Genomic DNA, 22,608 nt, shown 5'->3' with positions numbered 1-22,608 from the left:
CACACCCCGGCCGAGTGCTTTCAACTGTTCATAGGTCACTGTGGGGAGTGTCATTCTGCCACCCCGTCGAATTTCGCGATTTCATTGCCGGCGGCGGTCCAGCCGGGCCGCTGCTTGCGGGCGAACAGATCCAGCCGCCGTGCATCACGGCCGGCATAGCGCTCGGCCTCGACGTAGAACGCCTCGGGTTTGCGCGAGTGCTCGCGGCGCGGTTCGATGATGAGTTGATGCACGTCGCGCGCATGACGCTGTGGGCGCCCTCGCCTGCCGAGCACGACATATTCGGCGTTCTGCCGCGTCGTGTGGCCGAGCCCCATGAAGAAGTCTTCCTTGCGCGGCAGCGACCAGAAACGGCCCTGCACGGATTTCTTGTTGATTTTCAGCCAGACGAAGGCGATCGAACTCGGTTCGAACCCCCAGGCTTGCAGCACCGTGGCGTGCACCCCTCTTGCGAGCATCGGGCCGGTGATCCACAGCATCAGGTGGCTGTTGCGCGCGGCGACCTCTGCGACCGGCAAGTCGCAGATCCACTCCAGCGATTGCGTCTGGTAGTGCTGCTCGACAGCCCGCACCTTGGTGTCGTCAAGGTTGAGTTTCCAGTGTCCGAAGCGCCACGGAGGGTCTGCGACAATCAGGTCGAACGGACCATCGGGCAATGTGAATTCACCAGCGGGCGCCCCGGTTGCAAGAGCGCCCGCCGGCGATTGGCCACCCGGCGAGTTTGAGGGGGATGGATGGGAGGGTGGCCAATTCATCGTTTCTCTGTCTTTCCGGAAAAGCGCCGCCGGATGCCGGAGGCGCGCGTGCCGGCCATCGGCCGGCCCTTGAGTTTTCGGCCGCGTCCGGTCTCGTGCATTTTCTGCTTGCGCTTGGCGCGCGCGATAGCCGGCTGATCGACTTCGGCGGTCCATCGCGCGTGACATGCGGGGTGCGCCGGATGGCGATTGGAGTCGACATCCTTGCCGCCCATGGCGAGCGGCCGGGGATAATGCGAAACTTCGAAGCAATGCCGATCGACCGGTTCGCCGCAGTGACAGCAGATGCCGTTGTCCTTCTGATAGATCCACATGCGCGTCCGGCGCGAATGCGACTTGCGCGTCACCGCCACCTGGTCGGCGGCAACGACGCGGGCCGCATCAATCTGCGCGTGGACGTGGCGCACAGCGGGCGAACTGGACGTGCAGACGGTGCGGATCCGGATCAACGCGAATTGCTCCTGTCCCATGCTCTCAGAGAAACGCGTCCGAGTTCGGTCGCGCTGTAGCGGGTTTCTCCCTCGGCGTTCTCGCCGGACCCGCACAGCCCGATCATCTTCAACTGATCGAGAATGACCGCATCGTCATCGAACAGGCTGGTCCGCGACATGCCGGCTGGCGTGAGCGTCAGGCGCAGAATCTGAGCCTGTTGAGAGGTCAGTTCGCGCGGCTTCATTGGCTTGCCTCGAAGATCGCAAGCCACCAGCGCATCAGAACCGGGCGCCACGCTTCGATATCGCGCGTCGGATCGGGAAAATGATCGGTATGGAAGAGCTGATCCTGGACGATGCGCAGTGCATCGTCATCGCTGTCGACGCGGATCAGGTCATCGAACACGCGCGCGAGTTTGGCATCGGCTTCCGTGTCGCCTGTCGAATCGACCGGCGGCACATCCCCGCTCCACTGCTCGCCCCACATGGCCAGCGCATCGACGATGGTTGCCGGACGTGTGGTTTCTGTTGCTGCGACGATATTCATGCTTGGCTCCTGCTGGAACCAATGTAATATACATTTTGTAAACTGCGCAAGCCCTAGATTTACAATTTGTAAATGTGGTAACGATACGTCACGAAAGGCGCAGCGCCCACTTGCAGGACGATTCGGACCAAAGCATAGTAATATCTATAACGCAGAGGAAATAATGAAGGACGGAAAAGACGGAAAAGGCTGGATGCGGCGTCAGGCAGCACAGATTGTCGGTCTTCTTCCAGAGGACGACGACGAAGCGCTGCAATTACTTGAAATGGCGCGGGCAATGCTCATTCAAACAGCGTCACCGGATGCCGGCAACCGCGATCGTAATGTGATCAGGCTTCTTTCTGAAGGTTCGGCGGCAAAAGAGGCAGAGAACGATTGACCTCGACGGACAGGCCCGACCGGTCGCCGTGGTATAGCCAGTCCAATGTCACCCGCCACCTTTGTCTGATCTTGTTGGCTGCCGTCATCGACAGCATTCGCCTGGCCGTTTCATAGTGATTTAGTTCGGAGGCCGTCAAACCGGTCGCCGACGCAAACTGATTCTGATTGTCGTAGCCCGCCCACTGCCGCAGCAATACCAGCCGGCCCGCGACATCATTGATCGAAGAACCACCATCCATGATCCGATATTGAACTGATACGCTGCGCAAAGCGATTGGCCTTTCGTCACTTGCCGTGAAGTTACAATATGTATATTTTCGCGAGCATGGCAAGCACACATGACACCCTCACCCTGAACAGCGTCGATGCCATTATCAACGCACTCGGCGGTACCGAAAAAGCGGCGGCGGAACTGCGCGAGACGGAAAACCGCGTAGCCGTCTGGAAACACCGCGGCGCATTTCCGGCGAACAGGTTTATGCGGCACACTGCCGTGCTGCGCAACAAGGGGATTGCCGCCCCGCCGTCACTGTGGGGCCAACAGGACGAGTCATCGGCCGCACCGAGGGCGCGATCCGCATGACCATCATCAGACGCGAGCGCAAGGGTAACTACGCCATCATTCCCAACGCGGTAGCCGACGATCCGCGATTGTCGTTTGCCGAACGGGGGATGCTGGTCTACCTGCTGGCAAAACCGCACGATTGGCAGGTCAATGTCGAGAACCTGCGCAATGCCGGAGGTGGTGTTCGAGACGGAGAGAGCAAAAGGGTTGGCCGTGATCGCGTCTATGCGATGCTAAACCGGCTGATCGAGACGGGTTACCTGAAACGGGTGACGAAACGCGGCGCGCGGGCGCAATTCGCCAGTCACGAATACATTGTCTACGACGATCCTGTTCCCGACCAGTTGCCCCTCGTTCCGCGTGTGGCCGAGCCACTTCCTGAAAATCCGGAACTGGCAGAACCACGCCCTGAAAATCAGGAAGTGGCCGCGCCATTTCCTGAAAAGCCACTTCCGGATTCTCCGGACACGGAAAAACCGCACGCATTACTAAATCCCCAAACTACAAACCCCCAAAGCCCCCATTCGCTGTTTCCCGAACACGACAGCAATGACCGGTTCACGTCGCTGATCGCCGGTTGGCCAGGCGACAAGAAACCGAAGAAGGCGACGAAACTCCTGCGCCGCTTCAGCCGGTTCCATCCCGACGAACAGGTGCTGATCGTCGAGAAAGCCGCAGAATGGCGGCGATGGATGTATGCCAAAGACCAGTCGGCACTCATGACCACCTACTTCGAGACCACCGGCTGGCGGGTACTGGCAGACGCACCGGCCTTCGACGGCAAAGGCCGATTCATCGTCAAGCCGGGCACGCCCTGGTGGACGCAATGGATTGGCTGGATCGAGGACCGCTATGGCGCAGACGCCAGGCGGCGCACGGAAGAACGCGGCGTATTTCTCCCCGAAGCGCCATATCCACCCAAAGAGGCGAAAGCAGCATGAGCGAGCACGAAACCACCACTGTTGCCGGCGCGGAACTCCGTCAGTTCGTCGAACGCATCGAACGCCTGGAGGAAGAAAAGAAGAGCGTCGCCGACGACATCAAGGATGTCTACGTCGAGGCCAAGGGCCGCGGATTCGACACCAAGGCGCTGCGCGCCATCGTCAGCCTGCGAAAGCAGGACGCTAACGAACGGGAGGAGTTGGAAACGATCCTGGAAATCTACAAGAGCGCACTCGGTATGTCCTGACGGGTGCGGTCCGATGATGAATCGACGCCATGGCGCTGACCGACAAGCAGAAGACATTTGTGAAGGAATTCCTTGTCGACCTGAACGCGACACAGGCTGCCATTCGCGCCCATTACAGCAGGAAAACCGCTTACAGCCAGGGCTCGCGGTTGTTGAAGAATGTTGAGGTCCAATCGGCAATCCGCGCCGCGATGGCGCAACGATCAGAGCAGCTCGACCTTGACGCAAAATGGGTGCTGCAACGCCTGTTCGAGGAAGCCGATGCGAAGATCGGCGAACTCTACGATGACGATAACTGCCTGCTGCCGGTCCGCGAATGGCCCGAAGTCTTCCAGCGCGGGCTGGTCACCGGAATCGAGACCTATGAGGAATACGAAACCACGAAGGACAAGGACGGCGCCGAGATCCGGAGCGCGGTTGGCCGCGTCGTCAAGATCAAACTGTCGGAACGCATCAAGCGAACCGAACTCATCGGCAAGCATGGCGACATCAGCGCGTTCAGGGAACAGGTCGATCTTTCCGCCACGGTCACGCCGGCGAAGGCGTTCATGGAACAGGTTTCCGGCCTCGGAATCCGCCCGCAGGACCGCCCGCAGGGCGTGAAACCGCGCGATGGCTGATTCAGCGCCAAGTCTGTACTCTATCCCGATCGAGGCGATGACCGACGATCAGATCGTCGAGGCTTGCCGGGATCCGCGCTGGCGGATCTGCAATCTCTATTGGGTTCGCGACAAGGACGGCAAAGAGGTCAAGTTCAAGCCCTGGCCGGAGCAGGAAAAGTTCATCGACAATCTCTGGTATCGCAATGTCGTGCCCAAGGCGCGCCAGCGCGGATTTTCCACGGTTGTGCAGATCCTGATGCTGGACGCGTGCATTTTCGTGCCACTGACCGCCTCTGCAGTCATCGCCCAGGACCGCGACACTGCCACCCGTATCTTCAAGGACAAGATCACCTTCGCATGGTCGCGCCTTCCGAAGATCATCCGCGACGGAAATCCGCTCACCAAGGAAACCGAGAGCGAACTGAATTGGGATAACGGCTCGTCCTTCTATGTCGCGACATCGACGCGCGGTACGACGCTGCAATATCTGCACATCTCGGAATACGGGAAGATAGCCAAGACCAACCCGCAGCGCGCCCAGGAGATTCAGGAAGGCTCGCTGGCGAGCGTCGACATGAATGGCGTTATCACCGTGGAGTCGACGGTCGAGAGCCCGGACGACGAATTCTCCACGATGGTCAAGCAGGCGCTGAAGATCCAGCAGATCGGACGGCCGCTCGCCAAGCAGCAATATCGCCTCCACTTCGCGTCCTGGTGGGATGCCGATGAATACCGTGCATCGCGCGGCGATACCGAAGCCGCCATCATCACCAAGGAGGACAACGCCTATTTCGAGCGCATCGAGGCCGAAATCGGCAGATCGATCTCGAAGGAACGCCGTGCCTGGTACGTGCTGAAACGCGACAGCGACTACTCGGGCGAAAACGAAAGCATGTGGTCGCAGTACCCGTCGACGATCGAAGAGGCGTTGAAAGGATCGACCAAGGGGCGGTGGCTGGCGACGCAGTTGGCTAACGTCAGATCGACGGGCCGCATCCTGCACCTGCCCTACAGGCCGGACATCCCGGTGGACACCTATTGGGACATCGGCGTTTCCGACGACATCGTGATCTGGTTTGCGCAGGAAGTCGATCCGTGGACCGACTGGATCGATTATTGGGAAGACAGCGAAGTACCCTATCTCATCGCCGTGCAGCACATGCAGTCGCTCGGCTATGTGTGGGGCCGGCATTTCCTGCCGCATGACGCCAACCATCGCGCGAAGGGTGCCGAGCGTCTTCTGACCACCAAAGACATGCTCGAACAGCTCGGCCTTCGCCGCATCGAAATCGTCCCGCGCACACCCAGCGAAGAGAATGCCATCATCCACGAGTTGCGGCCGGCGATGCAGTATTACCGCTTCGACGCCGAACGCACCGCTGCTGGCGTCGACCATCTGGACAACTTCAAGAAACAGTGGAGCCAGACGCACGGCCACTTCATCAACCGTGTGCTGGACAACGGCCACCAGCATGCCGCCGACGCGCTCCGTCAACATGCGCAGATGCGCCATGCGTTCAAGTCTCAAGGCCGCCCCACCCGACCAAAACGAAGCAATCGCGGCGGCATGGCCGCGTGAGAAGGGACTGAAACCATGAATGTTTTAGGGCCATCCGATCTAGGCAGCGCATATCTGGAAATAGCGAAGCTGGAGGTTGAATTAAAACGGTCGCAGAAGGAGGCCGCAACGCTCCGATCTCATATCGTCACGCAAAATATTCTCATTGCGAAGTTGCAGATCGCGCGACCGCCGGCGCCACCTCGGAAACTCATGATCGACCAACGCCGTGGGCGGATATTCGGCTAGGAGAGCGCAAATGGAACTCGACCTGAACCACTATGCCTGGCGCCGGGTCCGCGGCGACATCACCCTGATCGGCACATGGCTTATCGACGGCGAGCGCAACCGACCGTGCATGGTGCTGATTCCGACGAATGGCGAACGCCATGAAGCGACGGTCCCTTGCATCGTCCCGATCGACAACGCGTTTGTCTTCGACATCCCGTGGTCACACGAACAGATGGATAGGGATCGCAGAGACGCCGAGAAGCAGGGCATGCTGGCGAATTTCGATCCCGCGACGCATTACCGCGGTCATCCTTATCTCGCCTGGAAGACCGTGCGGGAATTCGCCTCCATGTTGCGTTTCAGCGACCACGATATTAGAACACAGAAGCGTATCGGCGAATTGATCAAAGACCATATCGGCGATCTCTTCCACATCCCTCCGTATACGGCACCCGACAAAGGCCAGGTGATCGGCGACCTGACAGTCACTGATCGGGCCTCCGGCGCGACGAGGGAGATAGAGATCAAGGATGTTTGATCTTCAGGCCGAAGACGGTTCGGTGCGCCGCAAACCGTACCGATCGCCAATCCCCCAGGATAGCACTCCGCCGGCGTCTGTGCCGGTTTCCGACACGAATCTCGATTCCGAAGAAGCGCAGGAAGAGCATGGGCGGCTGCTCGACACCTATGTACGCGAGGTCGACCGCCAACGCGACAATCGCGCCGAGATGGCAACCGACGAAGATTTCTACGACAACGAACAATGGTCGAAAGAAGACATCGCCACCCTGCGCGATCGGGGTCAGGTGCCCCTCGTCTACAATGTGATATCGGCCTCGGTCGATTGGGTCACCGGCACCGAACGGCGGGGGCGCACCGATCACAAGGTTCTGCCGCGCCGAAAGGAAGGCGCAAAACCGGCCGAGCGCAAGACCGAGTTGATGAAGTACCTGTCGGATGTCAACCGCTCGCCGTTCGAGATGTCGCGCGGCTTCGAGGACGCGGTGAAGGTCGGTATCGGCTGGATCGAGGACGCAATCGACGATGACGGATCCAACGAGCCGATAGTCCGGCGTCATGAGAGCTGGCGCAACATGCTGTGGGACTCGACGTGCCAACGCCTCGATATGAGCGATGCGCGCTATCAGATCCGCGCAAAGTGGATCGACATGGACATCGCCCTTGCGATCTTCCCGCAGCGCGCCAGCCTGATCGAGCGCAGCGCCGATAAGGTCGAGGACTTTCTCGATCTGGAGATTTATGGCGACGACGCCATGGATCAGATGGAACTCGAATATGAGCGCGATTCCAATTCGCTGCTCGGCAACACAAACCTCGGATATCAGCGCGACCGGGTCCGCATCATGGAGATGTGGTACCGCAAGCCGGTGATGGTGACGAGCCTGCGCGGGTCGGAGTTCTCCGGCGAGATATTCGATCCAAACTCACGCGGCCACCGTTGGGCGCTGGATCGCGGCAAGGCCGAACACCACCAGATGCTGTCGATGCGCATGCACTGCGCGTTGTTCACGCCGCAGGGATTTCTGTGGCGGTCGGTGTCGCCCTATCGGCACAACAGGTTCCCGTTTACCGCGATCTGGGGATATCGGCGCGGCCGCAACGGCCTTCCCTATGGCATGATCCGCCGGTTGCGCGACATCCAGGAGGACGTGAACAAGCGCGCCTCAAAGGCCTTGCACATCCTGTCGACCAACAAGGTCATCATGGACGAGGGTGCGTTGCCGGAAGGCATGTCGCTGGAGGATTTCCAGGAAGAAGCCGCCCGGCCCGACGCGGTTCTGCTCAAGAAGCCGGGTACCGAGATGATACTCGGCGCCGATCGCCAACTGATGCCCGCCCATCTCGACCTGATGAGCCGCTCGATTGCGATGATCCAGCAATCGTCGGGCGTCACCGACGAAAACCTTGGCCGGCGCACCAACGCGACCAGCGGTATCGCGATCCAGCGCCGGCAGGACCAGGGCGCGCTGGCGACGATGAAGTTCTTCGATCACCTGCTCATGGCCCTCCAGCTGGCCGGCGAGAAACAGCTTTCGCTTATCGAGCAGTTCATGGGCGATGAAAAGCAGTTCCGCATCACCAACTCGCGCGGGACACCCGAATACGTCACGATCAATGACGCATTGCCGGAAAACGACATCACCGCCACCAAGGCGGATTTCATCATCGCCGAACAGGACTGGCAGGCTTCGATGCGGGAAGCGGCAGCAGCCGAACTCATGGAAGTGATGAAGACCCTTCCGCCGCAGGTCGCTTTGACACTGCTGGATCTGGTGGTCGAGAACATGGATCTGCGCAACCGTGAAGAGATCGTGAAACGGATCCGGCAGGTGACCGGCCAGCGCGATCCCGATGCCGAGGAACCGACACCCGAAGAACAGGCGCAGATGCAGCAGGCGGCTGAGGATGCGCAGTTGCAGCGCGCTGGCATGCGCGCCGAGGTTGAGGAAAAGGCCGCAAAAGCCGCAAAGGCGCTGGCCGAAGCGCGCAAGGCGATGGCTGGCATCCCAGGCGTCACCGTTGATGCCCAGAACAAGGCGCTGGAAGCCGCGATCAAGGCGATGTCCGCACCTGGCGTCGCCGATGCCGCCGATCTCATCATGCATGAAGCCGGTTTCATCTCGCGGTCCGACCAGGAGCAGCAAGGTGCGAACGCCGCTCATTCCCCACAAGACGGTCCGGCAGAGCCCGCCGCCCTGCCGCCGCCACAACACGACAACCCACATCCAATCGGGAGCCAGCCATGACCGCCGACACCAAAACCGGCAATTCCACCCATGACTTCGATGATGAAGTGCTTGACGCGCTGACCGACGAGGAACGCGCGGAATTCGCATCCGAGCCCGATGATGAGGCGACCGACGCCGAAAACAACACGGACATTGCCGATGACGCGAGCGCGGATGTCGACGATGCGACGGAGCAGACCGCCAAAGGCGATCAAACCGGCGAGGACGACACCAAGGGCGACGATCGCGACGCTGACAAGGATGGCAGCGATGGAAAGGATGACCATACTGCGGCTGATCACCGAGAAGGCGATGTCGAAGACAAGGACGCCACGCAGGAAGACCGCACTCAGGATGACAAACCGGCCCCACCTGTTGTTGATTTCAAGGCACCGGAAGACGCACAGAGCCAGCTCGAGGCGCTTGAAACGCAGCGGAAGGAACTCCGGCAAAAGTTCGAGGACGGCGAACTGACGGAGACGGAATACTTCGACCAGCTCGACCCGATCGACGATCAACGCAATGATCTGCGCGTGGAAATCAAGCTCGCGGCCAAATCCGACGAGATGCGGCAGGCGCAAAAAGCGGCCGACGAGGAGACCTGGGCGGGCGAAACCGTTCCGGCTTTCTTCAAGGAACACGACATGTACGCCAACAACGGCATCCTCTACGACGCGCTGGATCGCGAGGTTCGCCGACTGCAGACAGCAGCCATAGAGAAAGGCGAAAGCCAGCACAATCCGGAGTTCCTTCGCCAAGCGCACAAGCAGGTGATGGAGGCATTCGGACGCTCCGCCAAATCCGACAAAAAGGACGATGTTAAGGATGCTGACACACCGAAGATCCCGCCAAACCTGGGCAGCCTGCCTGCCAGCGGCATCGAAGACACGTCCGCCGGCGGCAAGTTCGACCAGTTGGACCGCCTGACCGGTGAAGCGCACGAGGCCGCGGTCGCCGCACTATCGGATGCAGACCGGGAAGAATATCTTTCGAGCTAGAGGAACGTCATGCTGAAACTCAGCCTGCGAATCGGCCAAGGTGTCACGCTCGGCGATCCCGACGATGGCGATTGGGCATTTTTGAAGCTGGAGGAAAAGAGCGGCCACTATGCAAAGGTCGCCATTTCCTCGAGTCTCACTCCCATCAAGATCATCCCGGACGGGATCGCGCCGCGCCGGTTCACGGACGGGATAACGGGAAAACGCAAACCCTTCCTACCGCGTATCCTCGAAGCAACCGGTTGACCAGTTCCGGTCCGCACTCGCCGCCATGCGGGCCGGTATATCCAACGAGCGGCTGACAAGGAGAAGACGATGGCTGATGTCCGTGCAAAGTTCTGGTGCAAGAAGATCGAATACGTTCACAACCCGCCGGGCGGAGATCCCGCCGCTACCATGGCGGAGATCACCTTCGAACCCGTCTATCCGCAAGGCGAAGACGATACGACAAACAAGGAATGGTCACGGTGGACACCTTCTGGCGAGATCAAGATGACGGTGACCAATCCGGCTGCAATCGCTCGCTTCGAAGGCGGCAGGTCGTATTATGTCGACTTCACCGCAGCCGACTGATCGCCTTGCCATCCCGTTGAAATCGCGGTATTAGACGAGCGATCGCGCATGACGTGCTAATTCCATCAGGAGTTTGCACGTCATGCCCGCTACGAACATTCCGTTCGGCGATCCCAAAGCCCAGAAAAAGTGGTCGACCTCCCTCTTCCTCGACATCACGAGGCAGAGCTATTTCGACAAACGCTTTGTCGGCGCTGATGAAAACAAGGTGATTCAGCGCCTGACCGATCTGGAGTCGGAAGCCGGCGACACCATTTCCTTCGACCTGTCGCTGCAACTTCGCGGTCGCCCGACGATCGGTGACAACCGGCTCGAAGGCAGCGAAGAACAGCTTCGCTTCGCCACCGACACAATCTCGATCGACCAGATGCGCCATGCCGTTTCCGCCGGCGGCAAGATGACGCGCAAACGCACCGTCCACAACATGCGAACGATCGCGCGCACCAAGCTGTCGGAGTATTGGAGTCGCTATCTCGACGAGTTGTTCTTCATCTACATGTCCGGCGCGCGGGGCATCAACGAGGACTATTTCGAGCCGACTACCTATGCCGGGCATGCCGGCAACGCGATCCAGGCACCGGACAGCGACCACCTGATGTATGGCGGCGACGCAACCGCCAAGAGCGACCTTGATGCCACCGACAAGATGACCAAAACCGTCATCGAGAAGGCTGAAGTCAAGGCCCGGATGATGCGCGCGACCAATCCCAACGCCGCGCGCATGGTGCCGATCGACATCGATGGCGCAAAACACTTCGTGTGCCTGATGTCGACCTTCGCAGAACACGATCTGCGCACCGCCGACACCACCGGCTGGATCGATATCCAGAAGGCGGCAGCGGCGGCTGAGGGTCGCAAGAATCCGATCTTCCGCGGCGGATTGGGGATGATCAAAAATTGCGTGCTGCACTGCCATGAAAGCGTGATCCGGTTCAATGACTACGGCGCGGGCTCAGATGTGGCAGCCAGCCGCGCGCTGTTCATGGGTCGCCAGGCTGGTGCGGTTGCATACGGCACAACCGGTCGTGGTCGCCGCCTGTCCTGGGAGGAGGATCCTGACCGGGATTATGGCAACGAGCCGTCTGTCGCAGCCGGTCTGATCATCGGCATCAAGAAGCCACGGTTTGAAAACCGGGACTTCGGGGTGATCGCGCTGGATACCGCGGCCGCCGATCCCAACGCATAAACCTGACGGAGAACTACCATGACGCTTTACCACTCCACTTACGCGTCGGGCGCCCAGGTACAGCCCGTGCCGATGGGCGCAGGAGAAGTCTGTCGCGTCCGCGCGGTCTATGCCGTGACCGCCGCAATCGCCGGCGCAGCCAACGACATCATCGAAATGGTCGGCCTGCCGCCCGGTTGCGAGGTCGTCGACGTGATTCTCGACAGCGACGACCTCGATGCGCACGGCACGCCGACGATCGATGTTGATGTCGGGATCATGAGCGGCGCGTGGCAGGAGGTCGATGCCTCCCGTACCTGCGGCGACGAGTTTCTCGATGGCGACACGACGCCGCGTGCCGGCGGTGTTGCCCGTCCATCGCTTGCCAGCGCCTTCCGGGTCGCGAAATCCGATGCATGGCGCGGCATCGGCGTCAAAATCGCGGCAGCAGCCGCAACGGGGCAATTGGGCAGTATCGGTCTGACCGTCTGCTACGCTTCTGCCTAACCCATAGGGATGTGGGGTTGGCGAAGGCAGGCGGCCGGGGCTCTGCTCCGGCCGCCTTACGATCTCTAAGAGGAGAGACGCATGCAAATCCAGTGCATTCTTGGGTACGCCGAGACCGATGTAATGGGCCGGACATACCGGTTCGAGCGCAACTCACAAGGCCATCATGTCGCCGAAGTCGCTGACATCCGCCACCAGCAATGCCTGTTGAGCGCCGATTGGGCCTACCGGAAATACGAACCGGAAGCCGCTCCGAGCGAATCGTGGCCCGATGACGGTCCCGCGCAGGATCCCGCGCCGACAGAGCCTGTCGAGCCCGCCGGCGGTCCGGTGCCCGATCCCGAACCGGTTGGCCTGGGCCATGAACCCGCCAATGCCGATACAGGCAAGCAACCCACCGCCGAGACCGCGCCCCCGGCGGACGAAACAACGGCGAGTGACCCGGATGCCGTCGACAGTGCGCCCGACAAGCCGCTGGAAGACATGTCGAAGGACGAACTCATGGCCGAAGCCGAGCGCCTCGGCGTGCCGGTCAAGGCGCGCATGAACAAAGACATGATCGTGGAGGCGATCCTCGCTGCGGAGGACTAGATGCCGGCCGGCAAGGAGATCATCGAGCGGGCCGATGGCCTGCTCTCGGACGCAGACCACACCCGCTGGCCCCTTGCCGAGCGCGCCGACTGGATCAATGAGGCGGTTCGCGCGATCATCCTCGCCAAGCCGTCAGCATCTTCGCAAACCACTGTCATCGCTCTGAACGCGGGCACGCTTCAGGCCATTCCCCAAACGGGTACGCCGACACCGCTGCGGCTTATCGATGTGGTGCGCAACATCATCTCGGAGTCTCCGCTGACCGGCGGTGCCGCGATCACCCCGGTCGGTCGCAATATTCTCGATGCACAGGAGCCTCACTGGCACGACGAGCGCTATATCCGCCAACGCAAGGCGGTGACCCATGTCATCTTCGACGAGGACAACCCGCTCCAATTCTATGTCTATCCGGGCAATGACGGCACCGGAAAAATCGAAGGTATCATGTCCGTGCTGCCCGCACCGCTGACCGCATCGGGCGACGCAAGCAGCATTGATTCCTATGCCGGCGATATCGGCCTGCCGGAGCCCTATTCGGTGCCGGTGCTGGACTATCTCTGCTACCGTTGCCTCCTCAAGGATGATCTGCATGGCGCACCCGCGCGCGCCATGAACCACTATCAGCGTTTTGCCGAGGCCGTTGGCATCAAGATCCAGGTCGAGGGGGCTACATCGCCCAACGCACGCCGGGGTGCGCCATGATCCGGATGAGCGACATCGACGAGTTTCTTCCGGAGATGCGGACCTTCTGCCCGCAGGTTCCCGCACCCCTCGCTCATCGCTTCATTCGAGAGGCAGCGCGCCAGTTCTGCCGGACGACGCGGATCTGGCGGTCGCAGGACACGATCACGGTCACGACACCGGCCGCTGAGGGTTTGCTGACGATCGCCGACGCGGAGATATTCGAGATCGAGCGCGCCGACTTCGGGGACCAGAGACTGGAGGCGGTAACCGTCCACCATCTCGATACGGATCGTCCAAATTGGCGCAATGAAGTGCTGGATGATGATGCGGTCGGTTCACCCACCTTCATCACGCAACTCTATCCGGACACCGTTACGGTGGTGCCCAAGAAGACGGGCACGATCACCGCGTATTTCATTCTCATTCCGGCGCGCAAGGCTCTGACACTGCCGGAGATACTGCTGTCGCAGCACGCCGAGACGATCGGCCGGGGAGCCGCCGCCAAGGCGCTCGAAACACCCGGACAGGAATACACCAATCCGCAACTCGCGCTGAAGCTTGACGCTGATTTCATGGCGAAGATGGGCACTGAAAAGGTCTTGGCCGCCAAAAACGTCACGCGCGGCAAGCTTCGCACACGAGGGAGCTATTTCTGATGCCGGCCTCCACCTATCTAGGCAACGCACTGCTCAACCACGTCCTGCGCGGCGTTGCCTACACCGCACCGACCGGTGTGTATGTCTCGCTTCATACCGCCGATCCCGGTCTGACCGGCGCAAACGAGGTATCCACCGGCTCCTGGCCGGCCTATGCGCGCGAGGAAGCCGCCCAGGGTGGCGCGCTGGCCGATGCTTTTGCTGCCGCAAGCGCGAAGGCTACCGAAAACGCCAACGAGATTCTGTGGGCGGCCAATGACGGCGCCGGCAGTGTCATCGTGACGCATGTCGGTCTTTGGGATGCGGCGTCCGGCGGCAACTTCCTGTTCGGCGCTGCATTGGCAGCGCCGAAGACGGTCGCGGTCACCGACGAGATCAAGTTCGCTGTCGGACAGCTCGACATCACGGTGGATCCATGATCGGGCGCGGCGCATTCAACGGCGATGTGGTCAACGCGCATGCGCTCAATGGCGGCATCTTTGTCCTAGAGGCGGCATCGATCGCAAACGCAGCGATTGGTGTTGCCGCGCTTGCGTCGCAGCGCCATCGCGCGGGCGCAGCGCTCGCCACGGCGATCGAACCTGGTCCGGTTGCGACGCGGACGCGATGCGGCGCGGCGGCGCTGAGCGCCGATCTTGATGTCATCGCCAGGGCTACCCGGATTGGTCTCGCCGGTGCATCGATGACAACGCTCCTGGATGTCGGAGCGGGCGCGACGATCATCAAATGCGCCGCGGCTGGCCTGTCCGTCACGGTCGCCGGCGCCGGGACGCTGGCCTGGCATCGCCTCTTCAACGCACCGTTGTCGCGTACCGCCTTTCCCAGCGGAAACCATCGGGAAGCCGTGCAGCGACGCGAACCGCGCGTTGCCGTGGTCACGCCGGACAACGACGCCAAGCAACCCGAGCGACGGAGGTCTGCGTGAGCGTGTTATCGCATTTCGTCAAGGCACCGGCCGATGTGCTTGACTATGACGTGGACTTTGCGCGCTGGCTGGAGACCGGCGATACGATCTCCAGCGCCACTGCGGCAGCAACCGCCGACACCGTGACGATCGACTCCACGGTCGTCTCCGATACCCAGGTGAAGGTCTGGATCAGCGGCGGCAGCAACGGCGACGTTGCCACCACCACGATAACCGCCGTCACTGCAAACGGTCGCACCAAGACCGCGTGCATCAAGATTACCGTGAAGGAGTGCTGACATGGCAGTCGCGCTGTTCGCCAACAACGCATCATCGACACTGGCATCGACGATCACCGCCGGTGCGACCACGATCAGCGTGCAATCGGGCGATGAAGGGAAATTCCCGTCGCCGTCCGGCGGCGACTGGTTTCCGGTGACCGTGGTCGATGCATCCGGCAACATGGAGATCATGCGGTGTACGGCGCGTTCCGGCGTCAATCTGACGGTGACCCGCGCGCAGGAAAGCACCACAGCCTATGCGTTCACGGCAGGTGCCCGTGTCGAATTGCGGGCGACCGCCGGCGCATTCACCGATCTGTTCGGCAACGCCGACAGGATCACCACCGGCGCGATGGACCCCGCCAGGGTCAGCACCAGCGCCAATGTGCAAACGCTGCTTGGCGCAGCCGACAATGCGGCCTTTCGCACATCGCTCAGCGTGTACTCGAAGGCGGAAACCGATACGGCGATTGCGAATGTTGTCGATGCGGCGCCGGGCGCACTCGACACGTTGAACGAATTGGCGGCCGCGTTGGGCGATGACGCGAATTTCGCGACCACCATGACGAATGCGTTGGCCGGCAAGGTTGCCATTGCCGACGAGGCGACGGCAGCGCAGTACAGGAACAACACGGCAGACAAGTGGCTTTCGACGGATCAGGTCTGGTCCGCGATGGCCGAAGTGTCGTTGACCTACGCGGCCAACATTTCATGGGATATGGGCGCTGGTGTCGATTTCACGGTGACACTGACGGGTAACGGCACTCTTGATAACCCGACCAATGTCATCGTCGGCAAGAAAGGCCGGATCAGAACCGTACAGGATGGCACCGGAAACCGGACACTCAGTTTCGGTTCGAACTTCGTGTTTGCAGGCGGCACTGCACCGACACTGACACCAACCGCGAATGCAGAGGACTGTTTGTACTTCGATGCGATCACGGCCACCAAAATCCTGATTACACCAGTATTGGATGTGAGCTGATGCTGCCGGGAACGATGCCCAATATCGGTGCTGCTGGAGCAGCGAGCGGCAACCAAAACCTGTACGAGGTCCTCCAAAGCCTCGGGCTGACGACTAATCTTGAGATGTGTGTCGATTTCGGCGTGTCCGATTGCTACCCCGGTTCTGGTCAAACTGTATCTGATCTGTCGGGCAACGGCGAAGACTTTTGGCGTGGCCGATATTCGACGTCTGAGAGTGCTGATCCAATATTTAATGGTACTGCAGGCGATTTGTCGGACGGTGAGTATTTCGAATGGGACCGTACGTCCTCACCCTGGCAATGCTTGGAGTTAAAATCGGGGACCCCGGCTTGGGTTGATAACCTGCACAAGAACAACGCCGCGTGGACGGCGTTGGCTTGGGTCTACCCACATTCAAGTGCTTCAGGTTCCAGGTGTGTCATGGGAGTGGGCCTCGCAGGAGACAGCACACATCGTGGTGTAATGTTTCGCATGGACCCAAGCAATTTCTTAAGACTGACCGTGGCTCGTGGGACAAGCGGAAGCTGGGCAAAGACTGAAACCAGTACGCTGGCCATTACAGAAAACGCTTGGCAGTTGGTTGCGATCTCGCTTGATGAGGCGGCTGGCGCTTCCGGATCGTTCTTCCAAATCAACGATGACGCTGAAGACACCTTCAACGGTTCTTATTCAAGCCCCTCGAGTTCTGGCGCAAGTCATGCATTACAATTGGGCGCGGACGATCAGGAATACGCAATGGACAATGGCGACCGTATGGCTGCTGCCGCGATCTTATCGACAGCACTAACTTCTGCAAACATAGACGCGATTTTTAACGCAACGAAGGGCCGGTTTGGAGTGACCTGATGGACGTGCACTATAAGAACGCCGACGACAGCCGCGGCGCGAAATGGGCCGGTGAACCGATCAACGATATCCGTCATCCTCGCGACATCGCTGAGAAGTGGACCGATGCGGAACTTGCCGCAATCGGCCTGGCGCGAACGGCCGATCTCGATGTTGTCGATCAGTCGACCCCCGGCGCAGCCGAGACGACTATCGTCAAGGGTGAGCCCGCCTGGAACGCATCGACGAACCGCTTTGAAGTCAGCCGCACCAGGCAGGACATTGCCGTTACAGTCGACATGGTGAAAGACGAGGCGCGCCGACGCATCCTCGCGCTTTATCCGGATTGGAAGCAGGCCAACATGACGGCGCGCGGCGTCGATCTGTTGAACATCGAAAGCGCCCGTGCGCTGACGAGCGCGGAATCGGCGGAGAAAACGGCGATACAGGCCGCATGGGACGCCATCAAGGCGATCCGCGCGAAGTCCGACGAGATCGAGGCGATGACACCGATCCCCGCCGACTTCACGGCTGACAGCTACTGGCCATAGGGTACCGCCATGACCGCTTTAGTCATGCAGGGGTTCATCGGCGAACAGCCGCGCATCGTCCCGCGCTATCTTGATGAACGGGCAGCGCAGTCGGCATTCAACACGCGGCTTGATAACGGCGCGCTTGCCCCATGGCGCCGTAGCGCAGTCGAAAACACCGACGATGCGGCCATCGCAGTTGGCTGGAAGACGCTGTTCAAGCACGGCGCGGATTGGCTTGGATGGAACACTGTGGTGCACGCGGTGCCTGGGCCGGTCGCCGAAGACCGGTTGTATTACACGGGCGACGGAGTGCCGAAGCTGCGGCACAGCAGTACCGACTACAATCTCGCTCTCAATCCGCCGGCGTCAGCACTATCGACCGCCAAATCCGGTTCGGGATCCGGTGATATCATCACGCGGCTCTACACGTACACATGGGTGACCGGATTCGGCGAGGAATCGGAACCCGCGCCGGCCAGCGATCCCATCGACTGGCAATCCGGCGAAACCGTAACGCTCTCCGGGTTCGAAGACGTGTCGGCGACGCAGCCCGGCCGGAACATCACGAAACAGCGCATCTACCGCTCGCAAACCGGCCAGACCGGCACGTTTTTCTATCTGATCGCCGAGCGAACGGCTTCGAGCGCGGATTTCGTCGACGACATAGCCGTCGACGGCTTTCAGGAGATATTGCCGTCCACGGACTACAACGCGCCGCCGGATGGGCTCGAAGGCCTGATCGAACTCCCAAACGGCATGATGGCGGCGTTCAACGGACGCAAGGTCTATTTCTGCGAGCCGTACCAGCCGCATGCCTGGCCGGAGAAATACATCATCACGGTCAGCCACGACATCATGGGACTCGGCGCGGTCGGCAACACAGTCGTCGTCATGACGACAGGCCAGCCATCGATTATCCAGGGAACGTCGCCGGAGACGATGCAGGAAGTCGAACTGGAGCAGAACCTGCCCTGCATCAACAAGCGCTCGATTGTCGATCTCGGCTATGCGATCGCTTATGCGAGCCACGAGGGCCTTGTCGCGGTCGATGCAGCCGGCGGATTCTCGATCGCAACGCGCAACCTCTTCAACCGGCGGGATTGGGAATCCTACAATCCCGCGTCCATGGTCGCCGCGCAGCTTTCGGGCCGGTACTTCGCCTTCTACGAACGCACCCTGTCATCCGGCCAACTCGACAAGGGTGGAATGATCATCGACACGAGCGGTGAAGGTTACCTGATCCGCACCGATACGCGCGCCAGCGCGGTTTGTTATGACCTGGCGACCTCGGACCTGTTCTATGTCGATCCGGAAACCGGGTATGTGAAGCAGTTCGACGCCAACGACGCATCGCGACGGACGCTGTATTGGAAGTCCAAGCGGTTCACCCTGCCGCGACCGGAGAACATGGCTGCCATTCTTGTCGACGCCGAAAGCGATCTCTCGGAAACGGAGCAGTCGGCCTATGCGGCGGAACTTGCGGCCATCGAGGCCGCAAACAACGCGCTGATCGCTGCCGGCCCCATCGGCGGCGCGTTCAACGCCAGCCTTGTCAACGCCTACGCGCTCAATGGCGACGCGCTGGAGATGCCGCCGAGCCAATCGCCCGATTCGGTCAACGTTACCGTCTATGCCGACAAGGAACCGCTTCACACGCTGACCCGTACCAATCAGGTTGTTCGCCTGCCGGGTGGCAAAAGCGCGCGTGAGTGGGAAGTCGACGTGTCCGCCAATGTCCAGATAGACCGCATCTTGATGGCGACTAACGTGGACGAGTTGAAGGTGATCGCATGAATCCGAACGACAAGGAGAAGTTGGACGTCCTGGATGGCTCGCGCAGCGCAAACACCGAAGCACGCCGCCGCCAGGCGGTGCGTGTCGCCGATCTGGCGCCTGCGCTCGAATTCATCGACCGCCTGCAGTCAGCGCCGGCCGCCGGCGCGACCCCTACGAAGGCCGAGTTCGATGCGCTGCAATCCGATATCAGAAACCTTCATCTGCGCCTGAAACAGATCTCGGAAAATCTCTCCAAGAAGCTCAGATGACATCGCGTTACGTCTACGACGATCCCGACCGAATGATCGCGTGGGCCGAGGCCCGCCTGCCGGACGTCCATTTCGGCGAGGATCCGAAGGCCATCGGCCACGAACGCAACGGGCAGATTGTCGGCGTCTGTCTCTATACGCATCCGACCGGTCGATCCTGCATGTTTCATGCAGTATCAGACGGCTCGCGGCGGTGGGTCACCAGGGAGTTCATTACCCGCGCGATGGCGTATCCCTTCATCCAGTGCGGCTATCACCGCATGACCTGCACCGTGTCGCTGGACAACCCCGATTCGCTCCTGTTCACGGTGCATTTCGGCTGGACGCTGGAGGGTGTCATGCGCGAGGAAGGGCCGAACGGCGAGGACATGTTGCTGTTCGGGCTGCTTGCCCGTGAGTGCCGGCAGATATCGCATCTGCGGCTGGCTGGAATTTCCGGGCGCGAAGCGATATAAGGGGGCATATCGCGCATGACGTGCGGCTCTTCAGAGCGAGCATGTCGCCGTGAAAAGCAGTTCCCGAGCACCCGATCCGGATCCCAATATAGGCAAGGCCGCGCTTCTGCAGGCCGAAACCGGCGTCGAATGGCTGAATTTCGCCAAAGACGCCTTCGCGGTGTCCCAAGACCGTCAGGCAGAACTGGACGCGCTCACAAAGGAAGTGGGCGAACTCCAGCTCGACTTCGGCAACGAACAACTCGCATTCTCGCGCCAGCAACGGGAGCGGTACCAGAACGTCTTCGAGCCGATCGAAGACGAGTTTATCGCCGAGGCCCGACAATACGGCTCAGAAGCCCGCCAGCAGGAAGCCGCCGCCGAGGCCAAGGCCGATGTCGAAACCGCAGCGGCTGGTGCTCGACAACAACAACGGCGCGCTGCTGCCGCGGTCGGAATCGATCCGACCAGCGGTCGGTATGCCGGCATCGACCGCGCCACCGGACTCAACACAGCGCTCACAAGTGCCGGCGCGCAGAACAACGCCCGCCGTATCCAGCGTGATCGAGGCCTCGCGCTGAAGGCCGACCTGGTGAACATGGGTCGTGGCGTACCCGCTCAATCTGCATCGGCGGCGGCAACCGGGCTTGGCGCCGGCACCGGCGCGGTCGGTCTGCACGGCAACGCAAATTCCCAGTATCTCGCGTCGACCGGGATCATGGGTCAGGGTTTCCAGGGCCAGATGGCCGGTTATGCCGGACAGGCCAATACGCTCAACCAACAATACTCGACGCAGGTTGCGGCGTGGGAGGCTGAACAGCGCATGAACGCGGCCAACGCCGCTGGCTTCGGCCAAGCGATCGGCGGGATTTTCGGGGCTGTGCTGTCGGACAAGAATGCCAAGGAGAACAAGAAACCGGTCGAAAGTGGCAAGGCGCTTGAAGCCGTCCGGGACATGCCCGTTTCCGAATATGACTACAAGGAAGGGCGCGGTGACGGCGGACACCATGTCGGGCCGATGGCGCAGGACTTCTCGAAGGCAACGGGAATCGGCGATGGCAAGGTCATACCCATTCAGGATGCCATAGGCGTCACCATGAAGGCCGTGCAGGATCTGGACAAAAAGGTGGACCGTATCGCGAGCGGCCTCGGCGACAAGAAACGGAAGGCGGCATAATGCTAGGTGTCGGTCTAGGCGGATTCGTTCAGGGCTTCGAGGCGGGTGTCGGTCTACGCGGCCGCATAGACGAGCAACGTGAGCGCCGCGCAAACAAGAAGGCCTTGCAGGCGATCGACGACGAGACGCGGCAGGCCTATGACACGCGCGTCGCGTCGGGCCAGGAAAACCCGGACAGTTATGAGGATTTCTGGATGCGCTATGCCTTGCCTAAGCGGCAGGCGGAGCTGCTGCGTCAAGGCGATATCGCCGGCGCGCGGGCCTTGGAGGAATGGTCGACATCATCATCGGCCAGGCAGGGCCAGAAACTGTTCGCATCGGCGATGACGAAAGCCCTGACGGGCGATCCCGGCGGCGGGCTCGACGATGCGATCCAGGCCGCGCAGGTCAAGGGCTACATCGAACACGACTACGAACTGGTTTCCCAGGACGAGTTGCGCACCGAGGATGGGAAACTGGTGGGTTTCCGCATCAAACTGAAACAGGGCGATCAGGAGGTAGAGCAGGATATCGCGATCAACGATGTGCCGCGCATTATCTCAACATTCGCCAATCCCGATCTGGCGTGGCAGACACACAGGCAACGTATCGAAGAAGAAGAAGAGCGCGCACGCGAAAAGGACGACAAGCGCGAAGCGCGCGCCGCCGGTCTCGCCGACTACAAGGAAAAGAAGCGTATCGATCGCGAGTTTGACGATCCCGGCTACGAAAAGGCCTACCGGACTGCTTTCGAGACAAGGCTCGAAAACGATCTGGAATTCGCTGACCTGTCGCCAGAAGAACAAGACAAGATGGTTCGCGCCGATCTCGCCGCGCAGAAGCAATACGCCACCGATCAGCGTGGCGCACCCTCTGCGACCGGCCTTGGCTCCCCGCCGGCCAGCGTTACTCCCAAGAAGGCCGCGCAGAAGGTGCTGATCGATACTGGCACCCGCCGGCCGGTCAATGCGCCCAGCGCGCGACAGCCCGTGGAGCGCCGCCCGCTTGCCGCTCCGGAACCGGATCCGAACGTCTCCGGATTGGGTGGTCCGCAAACGACCGCACCGGCTGCGGCTGAACGGCTGCCGGCCGCAACGCTCGAGGCTGTCGAAACAGCGAAGAAAAGGATCGTGGCAGGCGATGATGTTCATCAGGTGCGCAAGGATCTGGTGCGACAGGGTGTCGATCCGAGCCTGCTGGAGCGGTAGCGCCACGCGCGCAGCGCCGCTATAGTACCGAAGCAAAGCGCATGACGTGCTC

Annotated in this window: 31 protein-coding genes; 27 read left to right on the top strand and 4 right to left on the bottom strand. The window is 60.9% G+C overall.

Annotated elements, in window-relative coordinates; translation table 11 throughout:
• Positions 1 to 50 precede the first annotated feature (50 nt).
• From ACO06R_RS12020 to ACO06R_RS12005, 4 genes are all read right to left on the bottom strand, one after another.
• Entirely contained in the window at positions 51 to 656 is a 606-nt protein-coding gene (locus tag ACO06R_RS12020; protein ID WP_421849967.1) for an MT-A70 family methyltransferase, read from the bottom strand.
• A 95-nt stretch (positions 657 to 751) separates the two neighbouring features.
• A complete protein-coding gene (locus ACO06R_RS12015; protein WP_421849964.1) occupies positions 752 to 1,204 on the bottom strand; it encodes an HNH endonuclease in 453 nt (150 codons plus the stop codon).
• A complete protein-coding gene (locus ACO06R_RS12010) occupies positions 1,201 to 1,431 on the bottom strand; it encodes a hypothetical protein (protein ID WP_421849961.1) in 231 nt (76 codons plus the stop codon). Before ACO06R_RS12010 ends, ACO06R_RS12015 begins: the two co-directional genes overlap by 4 nt.
• The gene (locus tag ACO06R_RS12005; protein ID WP_421849957.1) at positions 1,428 to 1,733 is read right to left on the bottom strand and encodes a hypothetical protein; all 306 of its coding nucleotides are present in this window, start codon (positions 1,731 to 1,733) and stop codon (positions 1,428 to 1,430) included. Before ACO06R_RS12005 ends, ACO06R_RS12010 begins: the two co-directional genes overlap by 4 nt.
• A 163-nt stretch (positions 1,734 to 1,896) precedes the next feature.
• Between ACO06R_RS12005 and ACO06R_RS12000 the strand changes: the two genes are divergently transcribed.
• The 27 genes from ACO06R_RS12000 (at position 1,897) to ACO06R_RS11870 (ending at position 22,556) form a co-directional block, all read left to right on the top strand.
• Positions 1,897 to 2,112, top strand: coding sequence for a hypothetical protein (locus ACO06R_RS12000; protein ID WP_421849954.1), 216 nt, complete (start codon positions 1,897 to 1,899; stop codon positions 2,110 to 2,112).
• A 327-nt stretch (positions 2,113 to 2,439) separates the two neighbouring features.
• Positions 2,440 to 2,697 (top strand): hypothetical protein, encoded by a 258-nt coding sequence (locus ACO06R_RS11995; protein WP_421849952.1) that lies wholly within the window; start codon positions 2,440 to 2,442, stop codon positions 2,695 to 2,697.
• A gap of 89 nt (positions 2,698 to 2,786) precedes the next feature.
• A complete protein-coding gene (locus tag ACO06R_RS11990; RefSeq protein ID WP_421849950.1) occupies positions 2,787 to 3,620 on the top strand; it encodes a hypothetical protein in 834 nt (277 codons plus the stop codon).
• The gene (locus tag ACO06R_RS11985) at positions 3,617 to 3,868 is read left to right on the top strand and encodes a DUF2312 domain-containing protein (protein WP_421849947.1); all 252 of its coding nucleotides are present in this window, start codon (positions 3,617 to 3,619) and stop codon (positions 3,866 to 3,868) included. Before ACO06R_RS11990 ends, ACO06R_RS11985 begins: the two co-directional genes overlap by 4 nt.
• Positions 3,869 to 3,897: 29 nt before the next feature.
• Positions 3,898 to 4,488: a terminase small subunit gene (locus tag ACO06R_RS11980; RefSeq protein ID WP_421849944.1), complete on the top strand. Its 591-nt coding sequence runs from the start codon at positions 3,898 to 3,900 to the stop codon at positions 4,486 to 4,488.
• Positions 4,481 to 6,049, top strand: coding sequence for a hypothetical protein (locus tag ACO06R_RS11975; protein WP_421849941.1), 1,569 nt, complete (start codon positions 4,481 to 4,483; stop codon positions 6,047 to 6,049). Before ACO06R_RS11980 ends, ACO06R_RS11975 begins: the two co-directional genes overlap by 8 nt.
• 238 nt (positions 6,050 to 6,287) lie before the next feature.
• The gene (locus tag ACO06R_RS11970; RefSeq protein WP_421849938.1) at positions 6,288 to 6,797 is read left to right on the top strand and encodes a hypothetical protein; all 510 of its coding nucleotides are present in this window, start codon (positions 6,288 to 6,290) and stop codon (positions 6,795 to 6,797) included.
• Positions 6,790 to 9,027: a hypothetical protein gene (locus tag ACO06R_RS11965; RefSeq protein WP_421849935.1), complete on the top strand. Its 2,238-nt coding sequence runs from the start codon at positions 6,790 to 6,792 to the stop codon at positions 9,025 to 9,027. The genes ACO06R_RS11970 and ACO06R_RS11965 overlap by 8 nt, the downstream gene beginning before the upstream one ends.
• On the top strand, positions 9,024 to 10,007 hold the full coding sequence (locus ACO06R_RS11960) for a hypothetical protein (protein WP_421849932.1): 984 nt from the start codon (positions 9,024 to 9,026) through the stop codon (positions 10,005 to 10,007). Before ACO06R_RS11965 ends, ACO06R_RS11960 begins: the two co-directional genes overlap by 4 nt.
• Before the next feature lie 9 nt (positions 10,008 to 10,016).
• A complete protein-coding gene (locus tag ACO06R_RS11955; protein WP_421849929.1) occupies positions 10,017 to 10,253 on the top strand; it encodes a hypothetical protein in 237 nt (78 codons plus the stop codon).
• 69 nt (positions 10,254 to 10,322) lie between these two features.
• Positions 10,323 to 10,580, top strand: coding sequence for a hypothetical protein (locus ACO06R_RS11950; protein WP_421849926.1), 258 nt, complete (start codon positions 10,323 to 10,325; stop codon positions 10,578 to 10,580).
• 82 nt (positions 10,581 to 10,662) lie between these two features.
• Entirely contained in the window at positions 10,663 to 11,766 is a 1,104-nt protein-coding gene (locus tag ACO06R_RS11945) for a N4-gp56 family major capsid protein (RefSeq protein ID WP_421849923.1), read from the top strand.
• A gap of 18 nt (positions 11,767 to 11,784) precedes the next feature.
• Positions 11,785 to 12,252, top strand: a complete 468-nt coding sequence (locus ACO06R_RS11940) for a hypothetical protein (protein ID WP_421849920.1) — start codon at positions 11,785 to 11,787, stop codon at positions 12,250 to 12,252.
• A gap of 81 nt (positions 12,253 to 12,333) precedes the next feature.
• A complete protein-coding gene (locus tag ACO06R_RS11935; protein ID WP_421849917.1) occupies positions 12,334 to 12,843 on the top strand; it encodes a hypothetical protein in 510 nt (169 codons plus the stop codon).
• Positions 12,844 to 13,545 carry a DUF6682 family protein gene (locus tag ACO06R_RS11930; RefSeq protein WP_421849914.1) on the top strand — a complete coding sequence of 234 codons (702 nt, stop codon included), beginning with the start codon at positions 12,844 to 12,846 and terminating at the stop codon, positions 13,543 to 13,545.
• Positions 13,542 to 14,183: a hypothetical protein gene (locus tag ACO06R_RS11925; RefSeq protein ID WP_421849911.1), complete on the top strand. Its 642-nt coding sequence runs from the start codon at positions 13,542 to 13,544 to the stop codon at positions 14,181 to 14,183. Before ACO06R_RS11930 ends, ACO06R_RS11925 begins: the two co-directional genes overlap by 4 nt.
• Positions 14,183 to 14,602 (top strand): phage tail fiber protein, encoded by a 420-nt coding sequence (locus tag ACO06R_RS11920; RefSeq protein ID WP_421849908.1) that lies wholly within the window; start codon positions 14,183 to 14,185, stop codon positions 14,600 to 14,602. The genes ACO06R_RS11925 and ACO06R_RS11920 overlap by 1 nt, the downstream gene beginning before the upstream one ends.
• Complete coding sequence (locus tag ACO06R_RS11915; RefSeq protein ID WP_421849905.1) at positions 14,599 to 15,108, top strand: hypothetical protein; 510 nt, start codon at positions 14,599 to 14,601, stop codon at positions 15,106 to 15,108. Before ACO06R_RS11920 ends, ACO06R_RS11915 begins: the two co-directional genes overlap by 4 nt.
• The gene (locus ACO06R_RS11910; protein WP_421849902.1) at positions 15,105 to 15,386 is read left to right on the top strand and encodes a hypothetical protein; all 282 of its coding nucleotides are present in this window, start codon (positions 15,105 to 15,107) and stop codon (positions 15,384 to 15,386) included. Before ACO06R_RS11915 ends, ACO06R_RS11910 begins: the two co-directional genes overlap by 4 nt.
• A gap of 1 nt (position 15,387) precedes the next feature.
• Entirely contained in the window at positions 15,388 to 16,353 is a 966-nt protein-coding gene (locus ACO06R_RS11905; protein WP_421849899.1) for a hypothetical protein, read from the top strand.
• Positions 16,353 to 17,201: a LamG-like jellyroll fold domain-containing protein gene (locus ACO06R_RS11900; protein ID WP_421849896.1), complete on the top strand. Its 849-nt coding sequence runs from the start codon at positions 16,353 to 16,355 to the stop codon at positions 17,199 to 17,201. The genes ACO06R_RS11905 and ACO06R_RS11900 overlap by 1 nt, the downstream gene beginning before the upstream one ends.
• The gene (locus ACO06R_RS11895; RefSeq protein ID WP_421849893.1) at positions 17,201 to 17,731 is read left to right on the top strand and encodes a hypothetical protein; all 531 of its coding nucleotides are present in this window, start codon (positions 17,201 to 17,203) and stop codon (positions 17,729 to 17,731) included. The genes ACO06R_RS11900 and ACO06R_RS11895 overlap by 1 nt, the downstream gene beginning before the upstream one ends.
• 9 nt (positions 17,732 to 17,740) lie before the next feature.
• Positions 17,741 to 19,507, top strand: coding sequence for a hypothetical protein (locus tag ACO06R_RS11890; RefSeq protein ID WP_421849890.1), 1,767 nt, complete (start codon positions 17,741 to 17,743; stop codon positions 19,505 to 19,507).
• Positions 19,504 to 19,758: a hypothetical protein gene (locus ACO06R_RS11885; RefSeq protein ID WP_421849887.1), complete on the top strand. Its 255-nt coding sequence runs from the start codon at positions 19,504 to 19,506 to the stop codon at positions 19,756 to 19,758. The genes ACO06R_RS11890 and ACO06R_RS11885 overlap by 4 nt, the downstream gene beginning before the upstream one ends.
• The gene (locus tag ACO06R_RS11880; protein WP_421849884.1) at positions 19,755 to 20,213 is read left to right on the top strand and encodes an N-acetyltransferase; all 459 of its coding nucleotides are present in this window, start codon (positions 19,755 to 19,757) and stop codon (positions 20,211 to 20,213) included. Before ACO06R_RS11885 ends, ACO06R_RS11880 begins: the two co-directional genes overlap by 4 nt.
• 49 nt (positions 20,214 to 20,262) lie before the next feature.
• On the top strand, positions 20,263 to 21,369 hold the full coding sequence (locus tag ACO06R_RS11875; RefSeq protein WP_421849881.1) for a tail fiber domain-containing protein: 1,107 nt from the start codon (positions 20,263 to 20,265) through the stop codon (positions 21,367 to 21,369).
• Positions 21,369 to 22,556, top strand: a complete 1,188-nt coding sequence (locus ACO06R_RS11870) for a hypothetical protein (RefSeq protein WP_421849878.1) — start codon at positions 21,369 to 21,371, stop codon at positions 22,554 to 22,556. The genes ACO06R_RS11875 and ACO06R_RS11870 overlap by 1 nt, the downstream gene beginning before the upstream one ends.
• The last annotated feature ends 52 nt before the right edge of the window (positions 22,557 to 22,608 follow it).

Origin of the sequence: Oricola sp., assembly GCF_965230365.1 — a bacterium.
Classification (GTDB): Bacteria; Pseudomonadota; Alphaproteobacteria; order Rhizobiales; family Rhizobiaceae; genus Oricola.
Note: the sequence above shows the minus strand (reverse complement) of the source record. Positions and strands in the feature narration are given on the sequence as shown.